Here is a 19,376-nt window from a genome sequence, read left to right as displayed (position 1 = left end):
GCCGGGCCTGCAAGCAGGCACAGCGATTGTATCGCCAATCGCCGGCGCGAGCCGGCACGCTGGCCTATCTGGCGCCCGGCTTGCCGGTGGCCCCACCACCGCTGCCGGCCGCGCTTGCGCTGCCCCCAGTACCGGCAGGCTGGGCAGCGCCGGCACTGCTGCTGTCGGCCGCCGTTGCGCTGCCAGGCGCGGCGACGGGAGCGGTGACCGGCGCTGGCGCCGCAGTGGACGTGGTTGCGCTGGCGCCGCTGCTGTCGGACGCGGCGCCACTGCCGCTCGCGCCACCCGTGCCGCTGTTGCCACTGCTACCGCCCGTGCCGCTGCCCGCAGGCGCGCTGGCACCGCCGCCGGAACCGCCGGCGCTACCCGACGCCCCGCCGTTCGACCCCATCTCCAGCCACGGCGTGCCCGGCAGCGCCGGCTTGGCCTCCACCAGCGCCACCTGCGCACCGGTCGAATCGCGGATCGTGCGCACCACGTCCACCATGGTCTGGTCGGTCCAGCTCTCTGGCGTGCCCATCAGGCGGCCGGTGAAGCGGCGCGGCCATTCGAGCCAGCCACCTTCCTTTTTGGTGAACACGGCGTACATGTCGAGGTGATAGCCGTTCTTGTACGGGAACAGGCAGGCGACCACGTTCATGTTGTCGCCGCCGTTGACGCGCGGCGCGCCCTTGGCGGTCCAGCTGGCGCCCTCGCAGCTGGGCGCGGCGCCGCTGCCCGGCGCGGCGCCGTCGGGGTTGGCCGGCTTGAACTTGCCCGGCTGCTCCTGCAGCTGGCCGGCCATGGCCGGGGTGGCGAGCGTGGCGTCGGCCACGTGGCGGCTGATGCCTTCGCTCGCGGCCTTGACCACGCCCGGGTTGCCCGGCGCGGTCTTGATGTCGAATACGCGGTAGTACTCGACCGTCTTGTCCCTGGATGCAAACACGTTGCCGTCGCCAGTGCTGCACCCTGCCAGCGCCACGCCCACGGCGAGCGCCATCAACGAGCTTTTCATTACGCACCTCTCTTGTAGTGGAATGGGGAGACCATCGTTGTTGAGAGAGGAATGACCGCGCGAAATCCGTGCAGCTGTGGGTATCAACCTCTCTGCAGTACGTGCCGATTGTCGAGGCGCGCAACAGGCCAAAGGCTGACAATGCTCAAGCGTGCGCAGCGTTATGCGCCGCCGCGACAAGGTCGGCGGCAGGCGGTGCGCGCCGCCACCGTCAGAGGACGCGGCGGAAGGTACGGCGCACCAGTTCGCGGTCGCCGCAATCGAAATGCCACCATTCGGTGTTGATGCCGACGAAGCCGGCCTGGTTCATCGCCTCGCGCAGCAGGCGCCGGTTGGCCACCTGCTCTTCGGTGAGCTGGCCGGCGACGAGGAAGCCCTCTTCCAGCGCGGGGTGCGACAGCTCGGTCATGTCGTCAAAGCCGGTGCCCATGTCGAGCTCGCGGCCGTGCTCGTCCACCAAGGTGATGTCCACCGCCATGCCGTACGAGTGGATCGAGCCGCGCAGCGGATTGGCCAGGTACATCTGCAGGCCGGTGCCGGCCAGCGTATCCCACAGCTGCTGCTGCACCCGCTGCGGGCGCAGCGCGTCCAGCACCACCGGCGTCAGGCCTGGCCTTTTCGCGTGCAGCCATGCCACCACCTGTTCCAGCCCCGCCGCGGCCTGCACGTGCAGCCACGCGCAGTCGAACGGCGAGTACAGGTCGCGGCCGACGAAGTTGTTGGCGGTCGCGTAGCGCAGGTCGATGGCGATGCCCCGGATGCTGGAGAGGTGGCGAAATTCCAGGCTGCGGGCGATCTCCTCGCTGGCGACGGTGAGGTTCATTGACATCCTTTTTCGAGCAGGGCGCGCGCGGTCGCGCCGATACAGTTGGCCAGCTCGCGCGCGCCATGCGAGAGCGGCGCGTGGCTGGCGGTCAGCAGGTAGAGCTGCACGGGAATCGCGGGTTCCCAGGTGCGGCGTTGCACCTTGTCCGGCGTCGCGGTGGCGGCGGTGAACGGGTCGAGCACCGCGGTGCCGGCGCCCGCCTCCACCAGCGAGCGCGCAATCTGGTAGGTCTGGACCACGGTGCGGAACACCGGCTGGGCGCCCTGCGCCTCGCACGCGGCAAGCACCATTTCGCCCAGCGGGTCGCGGTCGGCCAGGCCGATCAGCTCGCCGGTCAGACCTTCGGGGCCGATCGGCTGCGCGCATTCGGCCGCACTCCAGGTGCCGGCCGGCGCCATCACCGTCAGCATGCCCTGCGCGATCGGCTCGGCCACGATGCCGGGGTGGCGCGGGTCCTGCAGCGACAGCGCCAGGTCGGCCTCGCCCAGGCGCAGCGTGTTGACGATTTCACTGGTGTGGTGGGTCGAGAGCTCGCAGCGGGTTTCCGGGAAGTCACGCCGCCAGCTCGTCATCGCCTTGGGCAGCACGCTGATGGCCACCGTGGGCGTGGAAACCAGCCGCACCGTTTCCACCGCGCGGCTCTTCAGGCTGGCGGCAAGGCGGCGGATGCCCTGCAGGTCGCGGTTCAGCTTTTCGGTTTCGGCGAACAGCCGGTGCGCCTCGGGCTTGGGATAGAGCTTGCCGCGCACGCGCTCGAACAGCGGCATGCCCAGCTGCAGTTCCGCGTGCTGCAGCACCTTGGTCACTGCCGGCTGCGAGATGTGCAGAACCTGGGCGGCGCCACTGATGGTGCCGACCTGCATGATCGCGTGAAAGACTTCTATGTGGCGCAGGCGCATCGCGTTATCCCTTCAAAGTAAAGAATCCGCGGCGGGCGCGGATGTCCCGAGGATACAGCGAAAATTGCTCAGGAGCGACATATCACTGCTTGTTCAATGGCTGCGGCACTGCAGGTGTTGCGGGGACCGCAGCGGGGACCGGCTCCGCAGGCACCGGCGGCACGGCCGGCACGGCCGGCGCCGGTGCCGGCTGGATCACCGGGCTGGGCGAGCAGGCACAGGCGCAGACCGCGTTAGGCAGCGGCGCCGACGGCTGCACCACCGGCAGCGGCGCGTTGGCCGGCGTGGTCAGCACTTCGAGCAGGGTCGCGGTCTCGGCGTCCGGGGTGCCATCGATGTTTGCAGGACGGAATTTCGACTGGAAGGCCGACAGCGCGTTGCGGGTCTGCTCATCGTACAGGCAGGTCTGGGTGACGCCGTAGCCAAAGGCCGCCAGCTTGCGCTGGAACCAGGTCACGTCCGGCTGCTGGGCGTCGAACACCGGGCGCACGGTGGCCACGCGGGTGGCGTCCGGCCACACCGCCAGGCCCTGGTCGGCCAGTTGCTTCCACGGGAACATGGGGCCCGGGTCCTGCTTGCGGCCAGGCGCGATGTCGCTGTGGCCGAGCACGTTCTCGGGCGGCACGTGGTAACGCTGCGCAATGTCGCGCACCAGCGCGATCACCGAATCGATCTGGTACTGCGGGAACGGCGCATACACGCGGCCGGTTGGCGTGTCCTTCCAGCCCGCGTTCACGATCTCGATGCCCACCGAGCTGGTGTTCAGGTTGGTAAAGCCCTTCCAGCTCGACACGCCGGCGTGCCAGGCCTGCTGGGTTTCCGGCACCAGGTTGTAGATGATGGTCTCGGGATCGTCCGTCACCAGGTAGTGGGCGCTCACCTGCTGCTGGGTCAGGATCTTGATCGACGACGGCTTGTCGCTCACGGTGTAGTGCAGCACGATGAACTTGACGCGCGGCGACTGGGCCTTGGCGTTGTAGCTGTGGTCGATGCGCGGACCGGTGGCACAGCCGGCAAGCAGGGCAAGAAGCAGGGCGGAGATCAGGGCTTTCATCGTAAACACTCAGGTTGGATTGTGGTTGGGACTTGGTGCCGGGCTGGCGGCCAGCCGGGCCGCGGCGAAATGGGCCTGGCTGCCGGTATGCACCAGCTTGGTGTCGGGCGGCAGCGCGGCGCGCATCGACGCGGCGATCGAGGGATGCAGTTCGGACGCGCGGCCGGCCAGCGCCACCGGGCGCGGGCCAAAACGGTTGGCCAGCGCCAGCGCCAGGCGCGCAAGTTCCTGGCCGGCTTCGCACAGGATACGCTCGGCGGCCGGATCCTGCCCGGCGGACGCGGCAACGGCGAGCGCCAGCTTGCCCACTTCGCCGCGCTCCTGCGCATAGATGAACTGGCGCGACAGCGACCAGTCGTGGCCACCGATGTAGTCGAACACGGCCTGGGCCATCGGGGAATCTTTCCAGCAGCCTGGCTGTTCGTCCTCGTTGCGCCAGATGTGGCGCAGCGCCTCGCGCGCGATCCAGAAGCCGCCGCCGCCATCGTCGAGCATGACGCCGCGGCCGCCGGCGCGGTGGAACTTGCCGTCGCCATCGATGAAGGCGCCGATCGAGCCGGTGCCGGCATAGACCAGGTAGCCCTCGCCGGGCGTAAAGCTGGCGAGGTAGGCGATCTCGATGTCGTTACACAGCTTCACGCAGCGCGGCGACACCTGGAACAGCTCGGCCAGCCAGCGCTGCAATTGTTCGCCATCGCCGCCAAAGCCGGTCAGGCCCGCGCGCACGCGGCCGGGACGCCCATGGCTGAGTACTTCGCGCGCCAGTTCGGAGAAGGTGGCGTGCACGGTCTGGCGGCCGGCGGCGCTGCTCATCTGCAGCGCGGACAGGCCGGCGACGTGGCCGGCAGCGATGATCGCGCCACCCGGCGCGGCCAGTGCCCAGCGGGTCTGGGTGCCGCCGGCGTCGATGCCAAGGCCAATGCCGCTATCCGGGTCGAATTCCTGGTTCAACATAATCGTGCGAGTGTACGTCCAAGCCGGGGTCGGCACGAATGAAGTCTCGCGTTAAGTACATGAAAAAAGGTTATGAATGCCAAAGTGTCAGCTCTCAAACGTCGTACCGGCGAGAGCCGGTACCCATGCTGAGCGTCCTATATGGCTGACTCAGCATGGGTCCCGGCCTTCGCCGGGACGACGGGCTCGGGTCAGCTCTTGCGCCAGACCTGCACCCGCTCGCTCTCGTTGCCAAGGCGATCCACCGCGCTCACGAACACCGCATCGGCCTGGCCCAGCTTTGCATCGTCGGCCACCGTCACGGTTGCCTGCCCGGCCGGCGCCACCGCGAAGCGCCACTGGCTGCCATAGCGCGACCACACCGCGTACACCGCGTCGGCCTTGCCCGGCACCATCTTCAGCTTGACCGCATTGCCGGCGCGCGCCGCGCTCACCTTGGGCAGCGCCGGCGGCGTATTGCCCAGCCATGGCGAGGCCGGCACCAGCGCCGGCTGCGCGTAATGACCTGCCGTCAGCTGGTCATCGATGCCCTTGCGGTTTTCCATCAGCGTGACCATGCTGAAGTGCACATGCCCGCCGGCACCCGGCCGCGAGCGCGCCACGCCGATCTGCTGGATGATCTCCTGCGGCTGGTAATCCTTGGTCGGCGCGCCGATGCGGCTGGTGAACAGGCCCGGCCACACGTGGCGGCCCTGCGTGTTCTGTCCGATCCAGTAGTCCAGCAGCACGTCGTACGCCTGTGCGGTCTGCGAGCTCGGCCAGTACAGCTGCGGCGACAGGTAGTCCAGCCAGCCGTTCTGCAGCCAGGTCTCGGCGTCGGCGTACAGCTTGTCATATTGCGAGAAGCCGGAGATGCCGGGCGGACGGCGGTCCGGACGACCCAGGCCGAACGGGCTGATGCCGAAGCGCACCCAGCGTTTTTCCTCGTGGATCTCCTTGTACATGCGCTCGATCAGGTGGTTGACGTTCTCGCGCCGCCACGATGCCTTGTCCAGCTTGCCGCCGCTGGCGACATAGCGCTGCCACGAGGGCTGGTCCGGGAAGTCGAGCTCGGCCTTGCCTGCCTTGCCGTCGAGCGCGGCATCGTTGCCGGCCGCGCTGGGCGCTTCGATCGGGTACGGGTAGAAATAGTCGTCGATGTGCACGCCGTCGATGTCATAGCGCTTGACCACGTCCAGCACCACGTCCAGCGTCTGCTTGGAAGCCGACTCCTCGCCCGGGTCCATCCACAGGAACTTGCCGTAGCTCTTCACGGCGGCCGGATTGGTGCGCGAAATGTGGTTTGGCGCCGCCGGCGACCTGGCGTTGTTGTGGCGCGCACGGTACGGGTTGAACCAGGCGTGCAGCTCCAGGCCGCGCGCGTGCGCCTCGGTGATCCAGAACTTGAGCGGGTCGTACCACGGCTGCGGCGCCTTGCCCTGCGCGCCGGTCAGGTATTCCGACCACGGCTCCAGCTTGGAAGGATAGATCGCATCGGCCGCCGGGCGCACCTGCAGCACGATCGCGTTCAGGTTCAGCGCCTTGGCGCGGTCGAGGATCGCAATGGCCTCCTGCTGCTGCTGCTGCGCGGAGAGGTTCTGCTTGCTCGGCCAGTCGATGTTGGCGACGGTCGAGACCCAGGCGGCGCGAAACTCGCGCGGCGCCGGCGGCGGCAGTTCGCTGCTGGCCACTGGTGCGGGCACCGCGCCGGGCACCGTGGCCTTTGGCGGCGTGGTACATGCGGCCAGCAATCCACCCAACGCCAGCGCACTGGCGACTCCTGCAAACGCGAACGCGCGTCGTTTCAAATCAGGCTGCAACACAGCTCCCTTTTCTCAGACTTTGACGAACCACTTCTTGCGCCACATGAACCATGCCAGGCTGAACATGAACAGGTTGAACAGCAGCGCGTACAACAACGACGTATTGACCGGGCCGATCGGCAACTCGCGGATCGGCGCGTACAAGAGCTTGCCGAGCGAGACCTTGCCGCCACCGGGCTGGTCGAATTTGATAAAGCCGAACATCTTGGCCAGGAACCCGGACAGCGCGAACACGAACAGCGCGTTCATGCCATAGATGACGAACGGCCTGGCCCAGCGGCTTGCCGCCTCGCGCACGGCGGGGTAGGGATTCACGTCCAGCAGCCAATAGAAACTTGCGAACACCACCAGCGCCCAGCCCGTCATCAGCAGGCAGTAGGACGGTGTCCACAGGCTCTTGTTGATCGGCATGAGTATGGTATCGAAAATTGCACCAAGCCACAGGAACAGCAGGCCGGCGAGCAGCATCCAGACGGTCTGCTCGGTGCGCGGCACCTTGGCCAGCAGCCATTGGCCGGCGAGCACGCCGAACAGCTGGCTGCACAGGGCGGGCATGGTGCTGACCACGCCTTCCGGGTCCCAGGTCTTCGACTGCACCCACATGTGATTGCCCAGCAACATGCGGTCGATCCAGGCGCCGAAGTCCTTGCCAGGCTCGAGCACGCCGGCGCCGATGCCGGGAACCGGCACGGCGAGCATCAGCACGCTGTACAGCGCCAGCAGGGCCGCAATGATGAACAGCTGGGCGCGCCACCGGCAATACACGACGATCGGCGAAGCCAGCAGCGTGCACAGGGCAATGCGCTGCAGCACGCCAGGGATGCGCACCTTGTCTATGTTGAAGTACGGCAGGAAGTTGAGGATGAAGCCGATCAGGAAGATCAGCATGGCCCGCCTGGCCAGCTTGGCGAGCAGGCGCGGCTTGTCGGCCCCGGCGGCGGCCAGGCGGCCGAGCGAGAGCGCCATCGACACACCGGTGATGAACAGGAAGAAGGGGAAGATGCAGTCGGTGAAGGTCCAGCCGTTCCACTTGGCGTGCTCGAGCTGGGAGTAGAGGTTGCCCCAGTCGCCCGGATTGTTCACCAGCACCATGCCGGCGATGGTGAAGCCGCGAAATGCATCAAGTGAAGTCAAGCGGCCATTGGTGTCGCCCATCCTGCACAGTCCCCGTTGTTATTGTCTCGAACGTCGTTCCCGGACTCGCCGTCCGCCTTGGCGGGAACCCATGGACCGCGTGACCGGACGCTCAGCATGGGTCCCCGCCTCCGCGGGGACGACGGTTTTACTGCTAGTGGTTGTTACTTCTTACCAAACTCAGGATCGATCTTCACCAGCGACGCCATGATGAACGCCGGAATGGTCGACAAGCACGCCCAGATGAAGAAATTGCGATACCCGAGGAAAGCCTGGATGTCCCCGCTGACGTAGCCCGGCGCCATCATGCCCAGCGCCATCAGGCCGGTGCACAACGCGTAGTGCGCCGTCTTGTGCTCGCCTTCGGAGACCATGATCATGTACAACATCATTGCGGTGAAGCCGAACCCGTAGCCGAACTGCTCGACCGCGAGGCACGCCGAGATCAGCGCAAAGTTCTGCGGCTGCACGCTCGACAGGAACACGAACACCAGGTCCGGCAGGTGCACGCCGAACACCATCAGCCACAGGCAGCGCTTGAGCCCCCGGCGCGAGATCAGCCAGCCGCCGAACAGGCCGCCGAAGGTCAGCGCGACCAGGCCGACGGTGCCGTAGGCGCCGCCAAATTGCTCGTTGGACAGGCCCAGGCCGCCGGCCGACACCGGGTCCTTCAGGAACGGCGCGACCAGCTTGAGGATCTGCGCTTCGCCCAGGCGGAAGGTGAGGATGAAACCGAGGATCAGCCAGATGTCGCGCTTCTTGAAGAACGAGACAAAGGTGTCGATGAAGCCCTGGATCGGGTTGCCGGACCGGACCGCGTGGTCCTCGGCCGGGCGCGGCAGGATCAATTGGTGCCACGCCACCAGCACGCCGAACACGACCGCCAGGATCACGAACGAGGTGGACCACGCCATGCGCACGTCGTTCATCGAGCGCGTCAACAGGCCCACCAGCACCACCAGCGGCCCCTGCACCACCAGGTTGGCAATGCGGTAGAAGGTGCTGCGCACGCCCACGAAGGCGGCCTGGTCTTTTTGCCGCAGCCCCAGCATGTAGTAGCCGTCGGCCGCAATATCATGCGTGGCCGAGCTGATCGCCATGACCCACAGCGCGGCCAGCGACAGGATGATGAAGTTGGGCGCATGCAGCGCACCGGCCAGCGCGCCCAGCGCCAGCGCCACCACCAGCTGCAGCAGCACGGTCCAGCGCCGCTTGGTGCCGAACATGTCCACCACGGGCGACCACAGCGGCTTGATCACCCACGGCAGGTACAGCATGCTGGTGTAGTGCGTGATCTCGGGATTGGACAGGCCCAGGTCCTTGTACATGACGCCCGCGAGGGTCATCACGACGGCGTACGGAACGGCCTGGTTGAAATAGACGGAGGGCACCCACAGCCACGGGTTCCGGGCTTGCTTTTCTTGCATAACTCTTTCTTGGCCGGGCAGGACCGGGGCGCCGTTCACGTCTTATGCAGCCAGTGCCTGGCGCACGCTGCCGTGCGCCGCGTCCAGCAAGGCCCGAGCTTGCTCGACGCTGGTGTTTTTGGACAGGGCCACGATCGCGACCTTGACGTGAAAGCCGCACTGTTCCAGCACTTCGCGCGCGGCGGCCTCGTCGGCGCCGGTCGCAAAGCAGGTCAGGCGGATCGCGCGGCGCACGAGCTTGGCGTTGGTAGCCTTCAAGTCTACCATCAGGTTGCCATAGACCTTGTTCAGCCGCACCATCAGCGCGCTGGAAAAGGTGTTCAGCGCGATCTTTTGCGAGGTGCCGGCCTTCAGGCGGGTGCTGCCGGAGATCACTTCCGGCCCGGTGTCGAGCGTGACGCCGATCTCGGCCTCGTCCGCCACCGGGGCGTCCGGGTTGTTGGCAAAACCGATCGTCAGCGCGCCGGCCTCGCGCGCGGCGCGCAGCGCGCCCAGCACGTAGGGCGTGCCGCCCGATGCGGCGATCAGCAGCACCACGTCATCCTTGCCCACGTTGACCGATTTCAGGTCGGCCGCGCCCTGCACGATGTCGTCCTCGGCGCCTTCGACCGCGACGAACATCGCGTCGGTGCCGCCGGCCAGCAGCGCCACCGCGCGGCCGTGCGGCCACGAGAAGGTCGGGTACAGCTCCACGCTGTCGAGCACGCCCAGGCGGCCCGAGGTGCCGGCGCCGACATAGATCAGGCGCCCGCCCGCTTCCACCCGCGGCAGCGCGGCGGTGACGGCGGCGGCGATGCGCGGCGCAGCCGCGCGCACGGCGTTGACGGCGTTGAGCTGGTCATCCACCAGCACCTTGACCAGGTCCGCGGTCGGATACTGGTCGAGCAAGGCGTGGTCGTGGGCCGGGGTTTCGGTTTTGAGCATGGTGTTACGAAGGCACGAGGGGATGAAACCAGTGTAATACCAATTGACAACGTACTCCCATGAAAGGATCGGCCGTCATCATTCCGAAAAGTTATGCTGGCGGGCGCCGCATCTCGGCCACGAAGTCGTAGTGGTCGCTGCGGCAGTACGAATGGGTCAGCTCCACCGCTTGCCCCGACTCCAGGTAGCCCACGCGGGTGATGAACAGCACCGCCTGCCCTTCCGGCACTTCCAGCTGGCCGGCCAGCTTGGCCGGGGCATTGAGCGCGCGGATGTGCTGCAGCGCGCGCACCGGCATGTGGCCGGTCTTGTCCAGGTGTGCATACAGCGAGCCGACCACGCCCTCGGGGCGCGGCAGGATGGTGGCGGGGATCACGCTCACTTCGTAGGCCATCGGCACCTCGTCGGCCAGGCGCAAGCGTTCCAGCCGCGCCACGCGGGTGTTGGGCGACAGGCCGAGCGCAAGCTGCTCGTCGGGGTCGGCCAGCACCACTTCGCGCCGCAGCCATTGCGAGCTGGGCTGGTAGCCGCGCTGGGCCAGCTGCTCGGAAAAACTGGACAGGTTCGACAGCGGCTGCTCGATGCGCGGCGCAATGTAATTACCCGAGCCGCGGCGGCGCACCACCAGGCCCTGTTCGACCAGCTGGTCGATCGCCTTGCGCGCGGTCACGCGCGAGACGTCGAGCTGCTCCGACAAGGTGCGCTCGGAAGGCAGCGCCTGGTCGACCTGGTACAGGCCGTCGCGCACGTCCTTGATCAGCTTGCGCGCGACCTGCATATACAGCGGCGAATTGTCGTTCAGATCGATCTGGAATCCTGTGTTCATTGCTGCCCCGCGATTGCCCCGCTGCACCAAGTTTACTGTCCCGACAAGCGCGCACTTCACGCAGCCGGCATGAAAAAAACTTGGTCATGCATGAGGCGATGTTATATCAAACCATTTGTTTGCATTCAGAAAGGTTATGCTGCGCGAACGGCTATTCATTGGCAAGCCCGGCAGCACCGCCGTATGCTCGGCGCAGCACAAGCCGTTGCGGCCACACAAAAAACTACCGGAGAAGACACATGGACCATCGCAAGCGCACCCTGCTCGGCCTGGCACTGCTGGGCACAATCAGTCCCGTGATGGCGCTGGGCAAGGGCGGCAAGGCCGCGCCCGCCAAGCGCCACGACGCGCTCGACGCCGAGCTGGCGGCCATCGCACGGGACCCGGCCTGCGAGCTGGCGAGCCTGTCGGTGCTGGCGATCCGTAATGGCAAGGTAGTGTACGAGCAGCAGTTCGGCCAGCGTTTCTACGGCAACGGCGCGGCGCCGGACAAGCCGGTGCAACGCGACACGCTGTTTCGCATTGCATCCATCTCCAAGATGATGACCACGCTGGGCCTGATGCGCCTGGTGGAGGAAGGCAAGGTCGATCTGGACCGCGACGTGTCCGACTACCTCGGCTTCACGCTGCGCAATCCCAACTTCCCGGACCGCGCGATCACGCTGCGCCACCTGCTGTCGCACCGCTCCTCGCTGCGCGACGACGTGGGCTACTCGTGGGGCGCGGACACCGCGCTCAAGGACGTGCTGGTGCCCGGTGCCCGTCTTTACGGCAAGGGCGGCATGTGGGCCAGCAATGCGGGGCCGGGCGACTATTTCACTTACTGCAACCTCGGCTGGGGCATCACCGGCACCATCATGGAACGCGTGACCGGCGAGCGTTTCGACCGGCTGATGCAGCGCCTGCTGATCCAGCCGCTGGGCCTGTCCGCCGGCTACAACCCGGCCGAGCTGCCGAACGGCGCGGTGTCCCGGCTGGCCACCCTGTACCGCAAGCGCGCCACCGACGACAACGCGCAATGGAACCCGGCCGGCCCGTGGGTGCCGCAAGTGGACGACTACGCCACGCGCGCGCCGAGCGAGCCCGCCGGTATTGACAACTACGTGATCGGCGCCAACGCCACCCCGTTCAGCCCGACCGGCGGCATGCGCATCTCGGCGCACGACATGGGCACCGTGATGCTGATGCTGATGAACGGCGGCGTGCACAACGGCACGCGGATATTGAAACAATCGAGCCTGGACCAGATGTTCTCGCGCCAGTGGACCTACGACGGCAAGGGCGGCAACGGCGACTCGCTGGACGGGCTGTTCAACGCCTGGGGCTTGGGCAACGAGCAGTTCCCGGACGACCCCGCCACCAACACCCGGCTGGTGGAAGGCGGCGGTTTTGCCGCGGTCGGCCACCTGGGCGACGCCTACGGGCTCATGTCCGTGTTCGTGGCCGACCTGAAGAACAAGAACGGCATGGTCGCGCTGGTCGGCGGCACATCGACCGATCCGCTCGCGTACAAGGGTAAATACTCGTCGCTGGCGCGCTTCCAGGAGCAGATTTTGACCAGCATGTACCGCCGCGCGATCCTCGTGCCTGAGAAATAATGTTGGCTGTTTAAGAAGCATGAGGGGCGGTTATGCCCGCCCGCGCTACATTCATTAGCCGGGACGGGTTGGCAGCCCCTAAGCTGTTGAGTTATGACGAAGAATAACAGTGGTCAAGTAATCGTAATTGGCGGTGGTGTTGTCGGCCTGGCCTCGGCCTGGTGGCTGCTGCAGGCCGGATTTGGTGTCACCTTGCTGGAACGCGCGCCGGACATGGCGACCGGCGCCAGCTACGCCAACGGCGGGCAGCTGAGCTACCGTTATGTCTCGCCGCTGGCCGACGAAGGTGTGCCGCTCAAGGCATTCAAGTGGCTGTTCCAGGAAACCGGGCCGCTGCGCTTCAAGCCCGAATTCGACCTGCGCCAGTGGCGCTGGCTGGCGAGCTTCCTCGCCAACTGCCGCGCCGACGTCAACCAGCGCACCACCAACAAGCTGCTGCAGCTGGGCGAGCTGTCCAAGCAGGCCATGCAGCAGCTCGAGCTGACCATCCCGCACGAAGCCTTCCAGTGGCGCGAGTCGGGCAAGCTGGTCGTGTACCGCAGCGCCAAGTCGTTTGCAGCCGCCACCGCCAAGCCCGACTCGTCGCCGACCCGCCAGGTGTGGAGCGCTGTCGAATGCGCGGCCAACGAACCGGCGCTGGCCGCCGTGGCCGACAAGCTGGCTGGCGGCATCTACAACAGCGGCGAAGCCGTGGCCGACTGCCACGCGTTCTGCGAGGCGCTGGTGCAGCGACTGGCCGAACACCCGAACTTCCGCGGCTTCGTGCATGGCGAAGCGACCGGCTTCGTGACCGAAGGCGGCAAGGTGAGCTGGCTGGACACGACCGCCGGCAAGCTGTCGGCCGACGCCTTCGTGCTGGCTGCCGGCATCCAGAGCCGCACGCTGGCCGCCACCGCCGGCATTTCCCTGCCGATGTACCCGCTCAAGGGCTACAGCCTGACCGCGCCGATCCGCCAGGACGACGTGGCGCCGGAAATCAGCGTGACCGACTTCGAACGCAAGGTGCTGTACGCGCGCATCGGCGACAAGCTGCGCGTGGCCGCCATGGTGGACATGGTGGGCGAGGATGCCTCGCTCAACCCGAAACGCATCGCGAGCCTGACGCGCCAGGTGAAGGAAACCATGCCACGCGCGGCGGACTACACCCGGATCGAAGCCTGGGCCGGGCTGCGTCCCGCCACGCCCAACAGCGCGCCGATCCTGGGGCCGACCCGCTACAGCAACCTGTGGCTGAACGTGGGCCACGGCCCGCTGGGCTTCACCTTCGCCTGCGGCAGCGCCGCCGTGCTGGCCGACCTCATGCAGGGCAAGGCGCCGCCGTTTGCGCTGGATGGGCTGACGCTGCGCCGCTGACGCATCCGTAGGGTGGGCAGGTCCCCTGCCCACGCGTTCACATCCAGTCCGCGTTGGTTGAACGCGTGGGGTGAAGCTGGCCAGTGGCCAGCCGAACGAGCTGCCACCCTACGTATTTACACACACGCAAGCAGTTCACGGGACCCGGCCGCCCAAAATCGCGGATAATTGCCGCCATGTCCACCAAAGCCAAGCCGGCCGCCCCTTGCCCCTGCGGCGGCCCCGCGCTCGCCGCCTGCTGCGGGCCGTTCCTTGCGGGCGACGCCGTCCCGCCTACCGCCGAAGCCCTGATGCGTTCGCGCTACACGGCCTACGTGCTCAAAAATGAGGCATACGTACAGGCAACCTGGCACCCGAGCACCCGCCCGCAGGAGCCTGTGATCGATGAAAACGAAAAAATCCAGTGGCTGGGACTTGAGGTAAAATCTGCTTTACGTTTACGTCAACGTAAAGCAGATTTGCCGGAACAACCAGACAGCGATACCGTCGAATTCGTCGCCCGCTTCAAGATTGGCGGCCGCGCCCATCGCCTGCACGAGCTCAGCCGCTTCGTGCGCGAGAGCGGCGCCGATGGCGTGCCCCGCTGGTTCTATCTGGACGGCAGTTTCCCGAACGAGAACAACAAGTAGAGGACGGCAATGCCCCACATCGAGAGCAAACTCAACCCGCGCAGCGACGACTTCAAGGCCAACGCGCAAGCGATGCAGGCCCTGGTGGACGACCTGCGCGCCAAAGTCGCGCAAGTGGCCAAGGGCGGCGGCGAGGCGGCCTGCGCCAAGCACGTCGCGCGTGGCAAGCTGCTGCCGCGCGACCGCGTGCAGATGCTGCTCGATCCCGGCACTCCGTTCCTCGAATTCTCGCAGCTGGCGGCGTTCGAGATGTATGACAATGCGGCACCTGCCGCCGGCATCATCACCGGCATTGGCCGCGTGGCCGGGCAGGAGTGCGTGATCGTCTGTAACGACGCCACCGTCAAGGGCGGCACCTACTACCCGATGACGGTCAAAAAACACCTGCGCGCGCAGGAGATCGCGGAGCAGAACAACCTGCCCTGCATCTACCTGGTCGATTCGGGCGGCGCCAACCTGCCCAACCAGGACGACGTCTTCCCAGACCGCGACCACTTCGGCCGCATCTTCTACAACCAGGCCAATCTGTCGGCCAAGGGCATCCCGCAGATCGCCGTGGTGATGGGTTCGTGCACCGCCGGTGGCGCCTACGTGCCGGCGATGAGCGACGAGTCGATCATCGTCAAGGAGCAGGGCACCATCTTCCTGGGCGGCCCGCCGCTGGTAAAGGCCGCCACCGGCGAGGTGGTATCGAGCGAAGACCTGGGCGGCGGCGACGTGCACACCCGCCTGTCCGGCGTGGCCGACCACCTGGCGCAGGACGACCTGCACGCGCTGTCGCTGGCACGCACCATCGTGTCGAACCTGAACCGCGTCAAGCCCGTGCAGGGCGCCGTGCGCGAGTCGAGTGAGCCTAAGTACGCGCCGCAAGAGCTGTACGGCGTCATTCCCGTCGATACCCGCAAGCCCTTCGACGTGCGCGAGGTGATCGCGCGCGTGGTGGACGGCAGCGAGTTCGACGAGTTCAAGGCGCGCTACGGCACCACGCTGGTGTGCGGCTTTGCCCACATCTTCGGCCACAAGGTCGGCATCATCGCCAACAACGGCATCCTGTTCTCGGAGTCGGCGCTCAAGGGCACGCACTTCATCGAGCTGTGCTGCCAGCGCAAGATCCCGCTGGTCTTTTTGCAGAACATCACCGGCTTCATGGTCGGCCGCAAGTACGAGAACGAGGGCATCGCCCGCAACGGCGCCAAGATGGTGACGGCGGTGGCCACGGCCTCGGTGCCCAAGTTCACGGTCATCATCGGCGGCTCTTTTGGCGCGGGCAACTACGGCATGTGCGGGCGCGCTTTCTCGCCGCGTTTCTTGTGGATGTGGCCGAACGCGCGCATCTCGGTCATGGGCGGCGACCAGGCCGCGTCGGTGCTGGCCACCGTCAAGCGCGACGGCATCGAGGGTAAAGGCGGCAGCTGGAGTGCCGAGGAAGAGGCCGCGTTCAAGCAGCCGATCAAGGAGCAGTACGAGCACCAGGGCCACCCGTACTACGCCACCGCGCGCCTGTGGGACGACGGCGTGATCGACCCGGCCGACACGCGCATGGTGCTGGGTCTTGGCATCTCGGCCGCGCTGAACTCCGAAATCACGGACACCAAGTTCGGTGTCTTCCGCATGTAAGGGGGCGCTGCCATGGACTACCAGACCCTGCTTGTTACTGTCACCGACAAGGTGGCCACCGTCACCCTGAACCGCCCGGACGTGCGCAACGCCTTCAACGAGACCTCGATCGCGGAACTGACGCTCGCGTTCGACGAACTGGGCCACGACGATGCCGTGCGCGCGATCGTGCTGGCGGCGAACGGCCCGGCCTTCTGCGCCGGGGCCGACCTGAACTGGATGAAGAAAATGGCCGGCTACTCGGACGCCGAGAACCAGGCCGACGCCATGCGCCTTGCCAGCATGCTGCGCACGATCTACTACTGCCCCAAGCCCGTCATCGCAAAGGTGCAGGGCGACTGCTACGCCGGCGGCATGGGCCTGGTGGCAGCCTGTGACATCGTGGCGGCGGCCGAAGGCGTAAACTTCTGCCTGTCCGAAGTGAAGCTCGGCCTGATCCCGGCGACGATCTCGCCCTACGTGATCAAGGCAATGGGCGAGCAGGCCGCGCGCCGCTACTTCCTGACCGCCGAGCGCTTTTCCGCGCTCGAGGCAAAGCACATGGGTATGGCGCACGAGGTGGTGGTGCCGGAACAGCTGGACGTGGCCGTCGCCGCCATCGCCAAGGCGCTGGTCACCAACAGCCCCAACGCCGTGCGCGAGGCCAAGCGGCTCGTGCGCGAAGTGTCCGGCATGCCGATCGACGATGCCATGCTGGCCGACACGGCCGAGCGCATCGCCGCGATCCGGGCATCTGGCGAGGGACGCGAAGGCGTCGCCTCGTTCCTTGAAAAACGCAAGCCCTCGTGGCTTACATGAAGCGTATTGGATTCGATTTTGAAGCAAGATTCATCAAGCTGGATTGCACGGAGCCTGGCAAGCGTCTGGCACCCCTGCACCCAGATGCAGCACCACGAAGAGGTGCCGCTGATCGCGGTCAGCCACGGCAAGGGCGCCTGGCTGTACGACCATGAGGGCCGCCGCTACCTCGACGGCATCAGCTCGTGGTGGGTCAACCTGTTTGGCCACGCCAACCCGCGCATCAATGCCGCGCTGAAGGACCAGCTCGACAAGCTGGAACATGCCATGCTGGCCGGCTTCACGCACGAGCCGGTGGTCGAGCTGTCCGAACAACTGTCGGCGCTGACCGGGCACGCGCTCGGCCACGCCTTCTACGCATCCGACGGCGCATCGGCGGTCGAGATCGCGCTCAAGATGAGCTTTCACTACTGGCGCAACGCCGGCTACCCCAACAAGGGCGAATTCGTGTGCCTGCAGGGCAGCTACCACGGCGAGACCGTGGGCGCGCTCGCGGTGACCGACGTCCCGCTGTTCAAGGAGGCCTACGGCCCCATGGTGCGCGCGGCGCACGTGGTGGCCTCGCCCGACATGCGCAACGCGATGGAGGGCGAGTCGTCGCAGGACATCGCGCGCCGCGCCGCCGAAGACGTGGAGCGCCTGTTCGAGGAGCGCGGTGACAAGATCGCCGCGATGATCGTCGAGCCGCTGGTGCAGGGCGCCTCGGGCATGGCGATGTACGACCGCGTGTACCTGGAGATGATCCGCCAGTTGTGCGACCGCTACCACGTGCACCTGATCGCCGACGAAATCGCGGTCGGCTGCGGGCGCACCGGCACCTTTTTCGCCTGCGAGCAGGCCGGCATCTGGCCCGACTTCATGTGCCTGTCCAAGGGCATCAGCGGCGGCTACCTGCCGCTGTCGCTGGTGCTTACCACCGACCGCGTGTACGAAGCCTTCTACAGCGACGACATCCGGCGCGGCTTTTTGCATTCGCATTCGTACACCGGCAACCCGCTGGCCTGCCGCGCGGCGCTGGCCACGCTGCAGATCTTCCGCGAGGACGATGTTTTACGACGCAACCGCGAGCGCGCGACCAAGCTGGTGGCGGCGCTGGCGCCGCTGGCCGAGCACGAGCGCACGCGCCACTTCCGCCAGCGCGGCATGATCTTCGCGTTCGACGCGATCGAGCCGGATGCGCAGCGGGCCGCGTCCTTCGCGCGCCGCTTCTTCACAGTGGCGGCCGAAAACGAGCTGCTGCTGCGCCCGATCGGGCGCACCGTGTACCTGATGCCGCCGTACGTGCTGGACGACGAGGAGATCGCACTCCTCGGCGAGCGCACCGCGCGCGTGTTCGACGCAGTGATCGCAGGCTGACCGATGGACCTGATCGCAAGCGTTGAGAACAAGCTGGCGCAGCTTTCCGCGCAAAGCCTGACGCGCCGCCGCCGCGTTGCCGACACGCGCTGCGCGCCGCTGCAGGTGGTGGACGGCCGGCCCATGCTGGCATTTTGCAGCAACGACTACCTTGGCCTGGCCGCGCACCCGCGCGTCGTGGAGGCCCTGCGCGAAGGCGCGCAACTGTACGGCGTGGGCAGCGGCGCCTCGCACCTGATCAGCGGCCACAGCCGCGCACACTGCCTGCTCGAAGAGCGCCTGGCACAGATGCTCTCGCCGTGGCTGCAATCGCCGCAGGCGCTGTACTTCTCGACCGGCTACATGGCCAACGTGGCGGTACTGACCACGCTGGGCATGGATGCCGGCGCAATGATCTTCTCGGAAGAACTCAACCACGCCTCGCTGATCGACGGCGCCCGGCTGGCCCGGGCCGGCGTGTCGGTGTTCCCGCACGGGGACGTGGCCGCGCTGGCCACCCAGCTCGGAGCCAGCACGGCGGCCACGAAAATCGTCGTCACCGACAGCGTGTTCAGCATGGACGGCGACATGGCGCCGCTGCCGGAACTGCTGGCCCTGTGCGAGCGCCACGGCGCCTGGCTGGTGGTGGACGACGCCCACGGCTTTGGCGTGCTGGGCGAGAACGGCAGCGGGGCGCTCGAGCACTTCGGCCTGTCCTCGCCCAACCTGGTGTACGTGGGCACGCTGAGCAAGGCGGCCGGCGTGTCTGGCGCCTTCATCGCCGCCCACCACAGCGTGGTCGAGCTGATGGTGCAGCGCGCCCGGCCCTACATCTACAGCACCGCCGCGCCGCCGGCGCTGGCGCACGCGCTGCTGACCAGTCTTGATATCATTGCCGGCGACGAGGGCAAGGCGCTGCGCGCCCACCTGGCCTCGCTGATCGCGCAGCTCGATGCCGAACTCAAGCTCACGCGCTGGCGGCGGCCGGTGTCGCACACCGCCATCCAGCCGGTCATCATCGGCAGCAATGACGAAGCGCTGCAGGCCGCGAGCGACCTGCATGCCCGCGGCATCTGGGTGCCGGGGATCCGCCCGCCGACGGTGGCGCCCGGTACCGCACGCCTGCGCGTAACGCTGTCGGCCGCGCACACGCACGAAGAAGTCGCGCAGCTGACCGCCGCGCTGAACGACCTGGAAAGGACGTGA

General features: G+C 67.0%; 17 protein-coding genes. 7 read left to right on the top strand and 10 right to left on the bottom strand.

Going from position 1 to position 19,376, the window contains the following annotated elements:
- Positions 1 to 64: 64 nt before the first annotated feature.
- The 10 genes from NX774_RS20450 to NX774_RS20405 form a co-directional block, all read right to left on the bottom strand.
- Entirely contained in the window at positions 65 to 994 is a 930-nt protein-coding gene (locus tag NX774_RS20450; RefSeq protein WP_258824131.1) for a hypothetical protein, read from the bottom strand.
- Between the two features lie 211 nt (positions 995 to 1,205).
- Positions 1,206 to 1,817, bottom strand: a complete 612-nt coding sequence (locus tag NX774_RS20445; protein ID WP_258824130.1) for a M15 family metallopeptidase — start codon at positions 1,815 to 1,817, stop codon at positions 1,206 to 1,208.
- Complete coding sequence (locus NX774_RS20440; protein WP_258824129.1) at positions 1,814 to 2,719, bottom strand: LysR family transcriptional regulator; 906 nt, start codon at positions 2,717 to 2,719, stop codon at positions 1,814 to 1,816. The genes NX774_RS20445 and NX774_RS20440 overlap by 4 nt, the downstream gene beginning before the upstream one ends.
- 82 nt (positions 2,720 to 2,801) lie before the next feature.
- Complete coding sequence (locus NX774_RS20435) at positions 2,802 to 3,773, bottom strand: N-acetylmuramoyl-L-alanine amidase (RefSeq protein ID WP_258824128.1); 972 nt, start codon at positions 3,771 to 3,773, stop codon at positions 2,802 to 2,804.
- 9 nt (positions 3,774 to 3,782) lie between these two features.
- Complete coding sequence (locus NX774_RS20430) at positions 3,783 to 4,727, bottom strand: N-acetylglucosamine kinase (RefSeq protein WP_258824127.1); 945 nt, start codon at positions 4,725 to 4,727, stop codon at positions 3,783 to 3,785.
- Between the two features lie 191 nt (positions 4,728 to 4,918).
- A complete protein-coding gene (locus tag NX774_RS20425; RefSeq protein ID WP_258824126.1) occupies positions 4,919 to 6,514 on the bottom strand; it encodes a glycoside hydrolase family 10-like protein in 1,596 nt (531 codons plus the stop codon).
- A gap of 27 nt (positions 6,515 to 6,541) precedes the next feature.
- Positions 6,542 to 7,663 (bottom strand): acyltransferase family protein, encoded by a 1,122-nt coding sequence (locus tag NX774_RS20420; RefSeq protein ID WP_258824125.1) that lies wholly within the window; start codon positions 7,661 to 7,663, stop codon positions 6,542 to 6,544.
- A gap of 164 nt (positions 7,664 to 7,827) precedes the next feature.
- The gene (locus NX774_RS20415; RefSeq protein WP_258824124.1) at positions 7,828 to 9,090 is read right to left on the bottom strand and encodes an MFS transporter; all 1,263 of its coding nucleotides are present in this window, start codon (positions 9,088 to 9,090) and stop codon (positions 7,828 to 7,830) included.
- Positions 9,091 to 9,132: 42 nt separating this feature from the next.
- Positions 9,133 to 10,014 carry an N-acetylmuramic acid 6-phosphate etherase gene (gene murQ / locus NX774_RS20410; protein ID WP_258824123.1) on the bottom strand — a complete coding sequence of 294 codons (882 nt, stop codon included), beginning with the start codon at positions 10,012 to 10,014 and terminating at the stop codon, positions 9,133 to 9,135.
- A gap of 91 nt (positions 10,015 to 10,105) precedes the next feature.
- The gene (locus tag NX774_RS20405) at positions 10,106 to 10,840 is read right to left on the bottom strand and encodes a GntR family transcriptional regulator (protein WP_258824122.1); all 735 of its coding nucleotides are present in this window, start codon (positions 10,838 to 10,840) and stop codon (positions 10,106 to 10,108) included.
- Between the two features lie 239 nt (positions 10,841 to 11,079).
- Between NX774_RS20405 and NX774_RS20400 the strand changes: the two genes are divergently transcribed.
- From NX774_RS20400 to bioF, 7 genes are all read left to right on the top strand, one after another.
- A complete protein-coding gene (locus NX774_RS20400) occupies positions 11,080 to 12,438 on the top strand; it encodes a serine hydrolase domain-containing protein (protein WP_258824121.1) in 1,359 nt (452 codons plus the stop codon).
- Between the two features lie 93 nt (positions 12,439 to 12,531).
- Positions 12,532 to 13,791, top strand: a complete 1,260-nt coding sequence (locus NX774_RS20395) for a D-amino acid dehydrogenase (protein WP_258824120.1) — start codon at positions 12,532 to 12,534, stop codon at positions 13,789 to 13,791.
- Positions 13,792 to 13,967: 176 nt separating this feature from the next.
- Positions 13,968 to 14,420 carry a YchJ family protein gene (locus tag NX774_RS20390; RefSeq protein WP_258824119.1) on the top strand — a complete coding sequence of 151 codons (453 nt, stop codon included), beginning with the start codon at positions 13,968 to 13,970 and terminating at the stop codon, positions 14,418 to 14,420.
- 9 nt (positions 14,421 to 14,429) lie between these two features.
- Entirely contained in the window at positions 14,430 to 16,037 is a 1,608-nt protein-coding gene (locus tag NX774_RS20385; RefSeq protein ID WP_258824118.1) for a carboxyl transferase domain-containing protein, read from the top strand.
- A 12-nt stretch (positions 16,038 to 16,049) separates the two neighbouring features.
- Complete coding sequence (locus NX774_RS20380; protein WP_258824117.1) at positions 16,050 to 16,835, top strand: enoyl-CoA hydratase/isomerase family protein; 786 nt, start codon at positions 16,050 to 16,052, stop codon at positions 16,833 to 16,835.
- A gap of 15 nt (positions 16,836 to 16,850) precedes the next feature.
- Complete coding sequence (gene bioA / locus NX774_RS20375) at positions 16,851 to 18,191, top strand: adenosylmethionine--8-amino-7-oxononanoate transaminase (RefSeq protein WP_370660465.1); 1,341 nt, start codon at positions 16,851 to 16,853, stop codon at positions 18,189 to 18,191.
- A 3-nt stretch (positions 18,192 to 18,194) separates the two neighbouring features.
- Entirely contained in the window at positions 18,195 to 19,376 is a 1,182-nt protein-coding gene (bioF, locus tag NX774_RS20370) for an 8-amino-7-oxononanoate synthase (RefSeq protein WP_258824115.1), read from the top strand.

This window comes from Massilia agilis (genome assembly GCF_024756255.1).
In the GTDB taxonomy this organism is placed as follows: domain Bacteria; phylum Pseudomonadota; class Gammaproteobacteria; order Burkholderiales; family Burkholderiaceae_D; genus Telluria; species Telluria agilis.
Note: the sequence above shows the minus strand (reverse complement) of the source record. Positions and strands in the feature narration are given on the sequence as shown.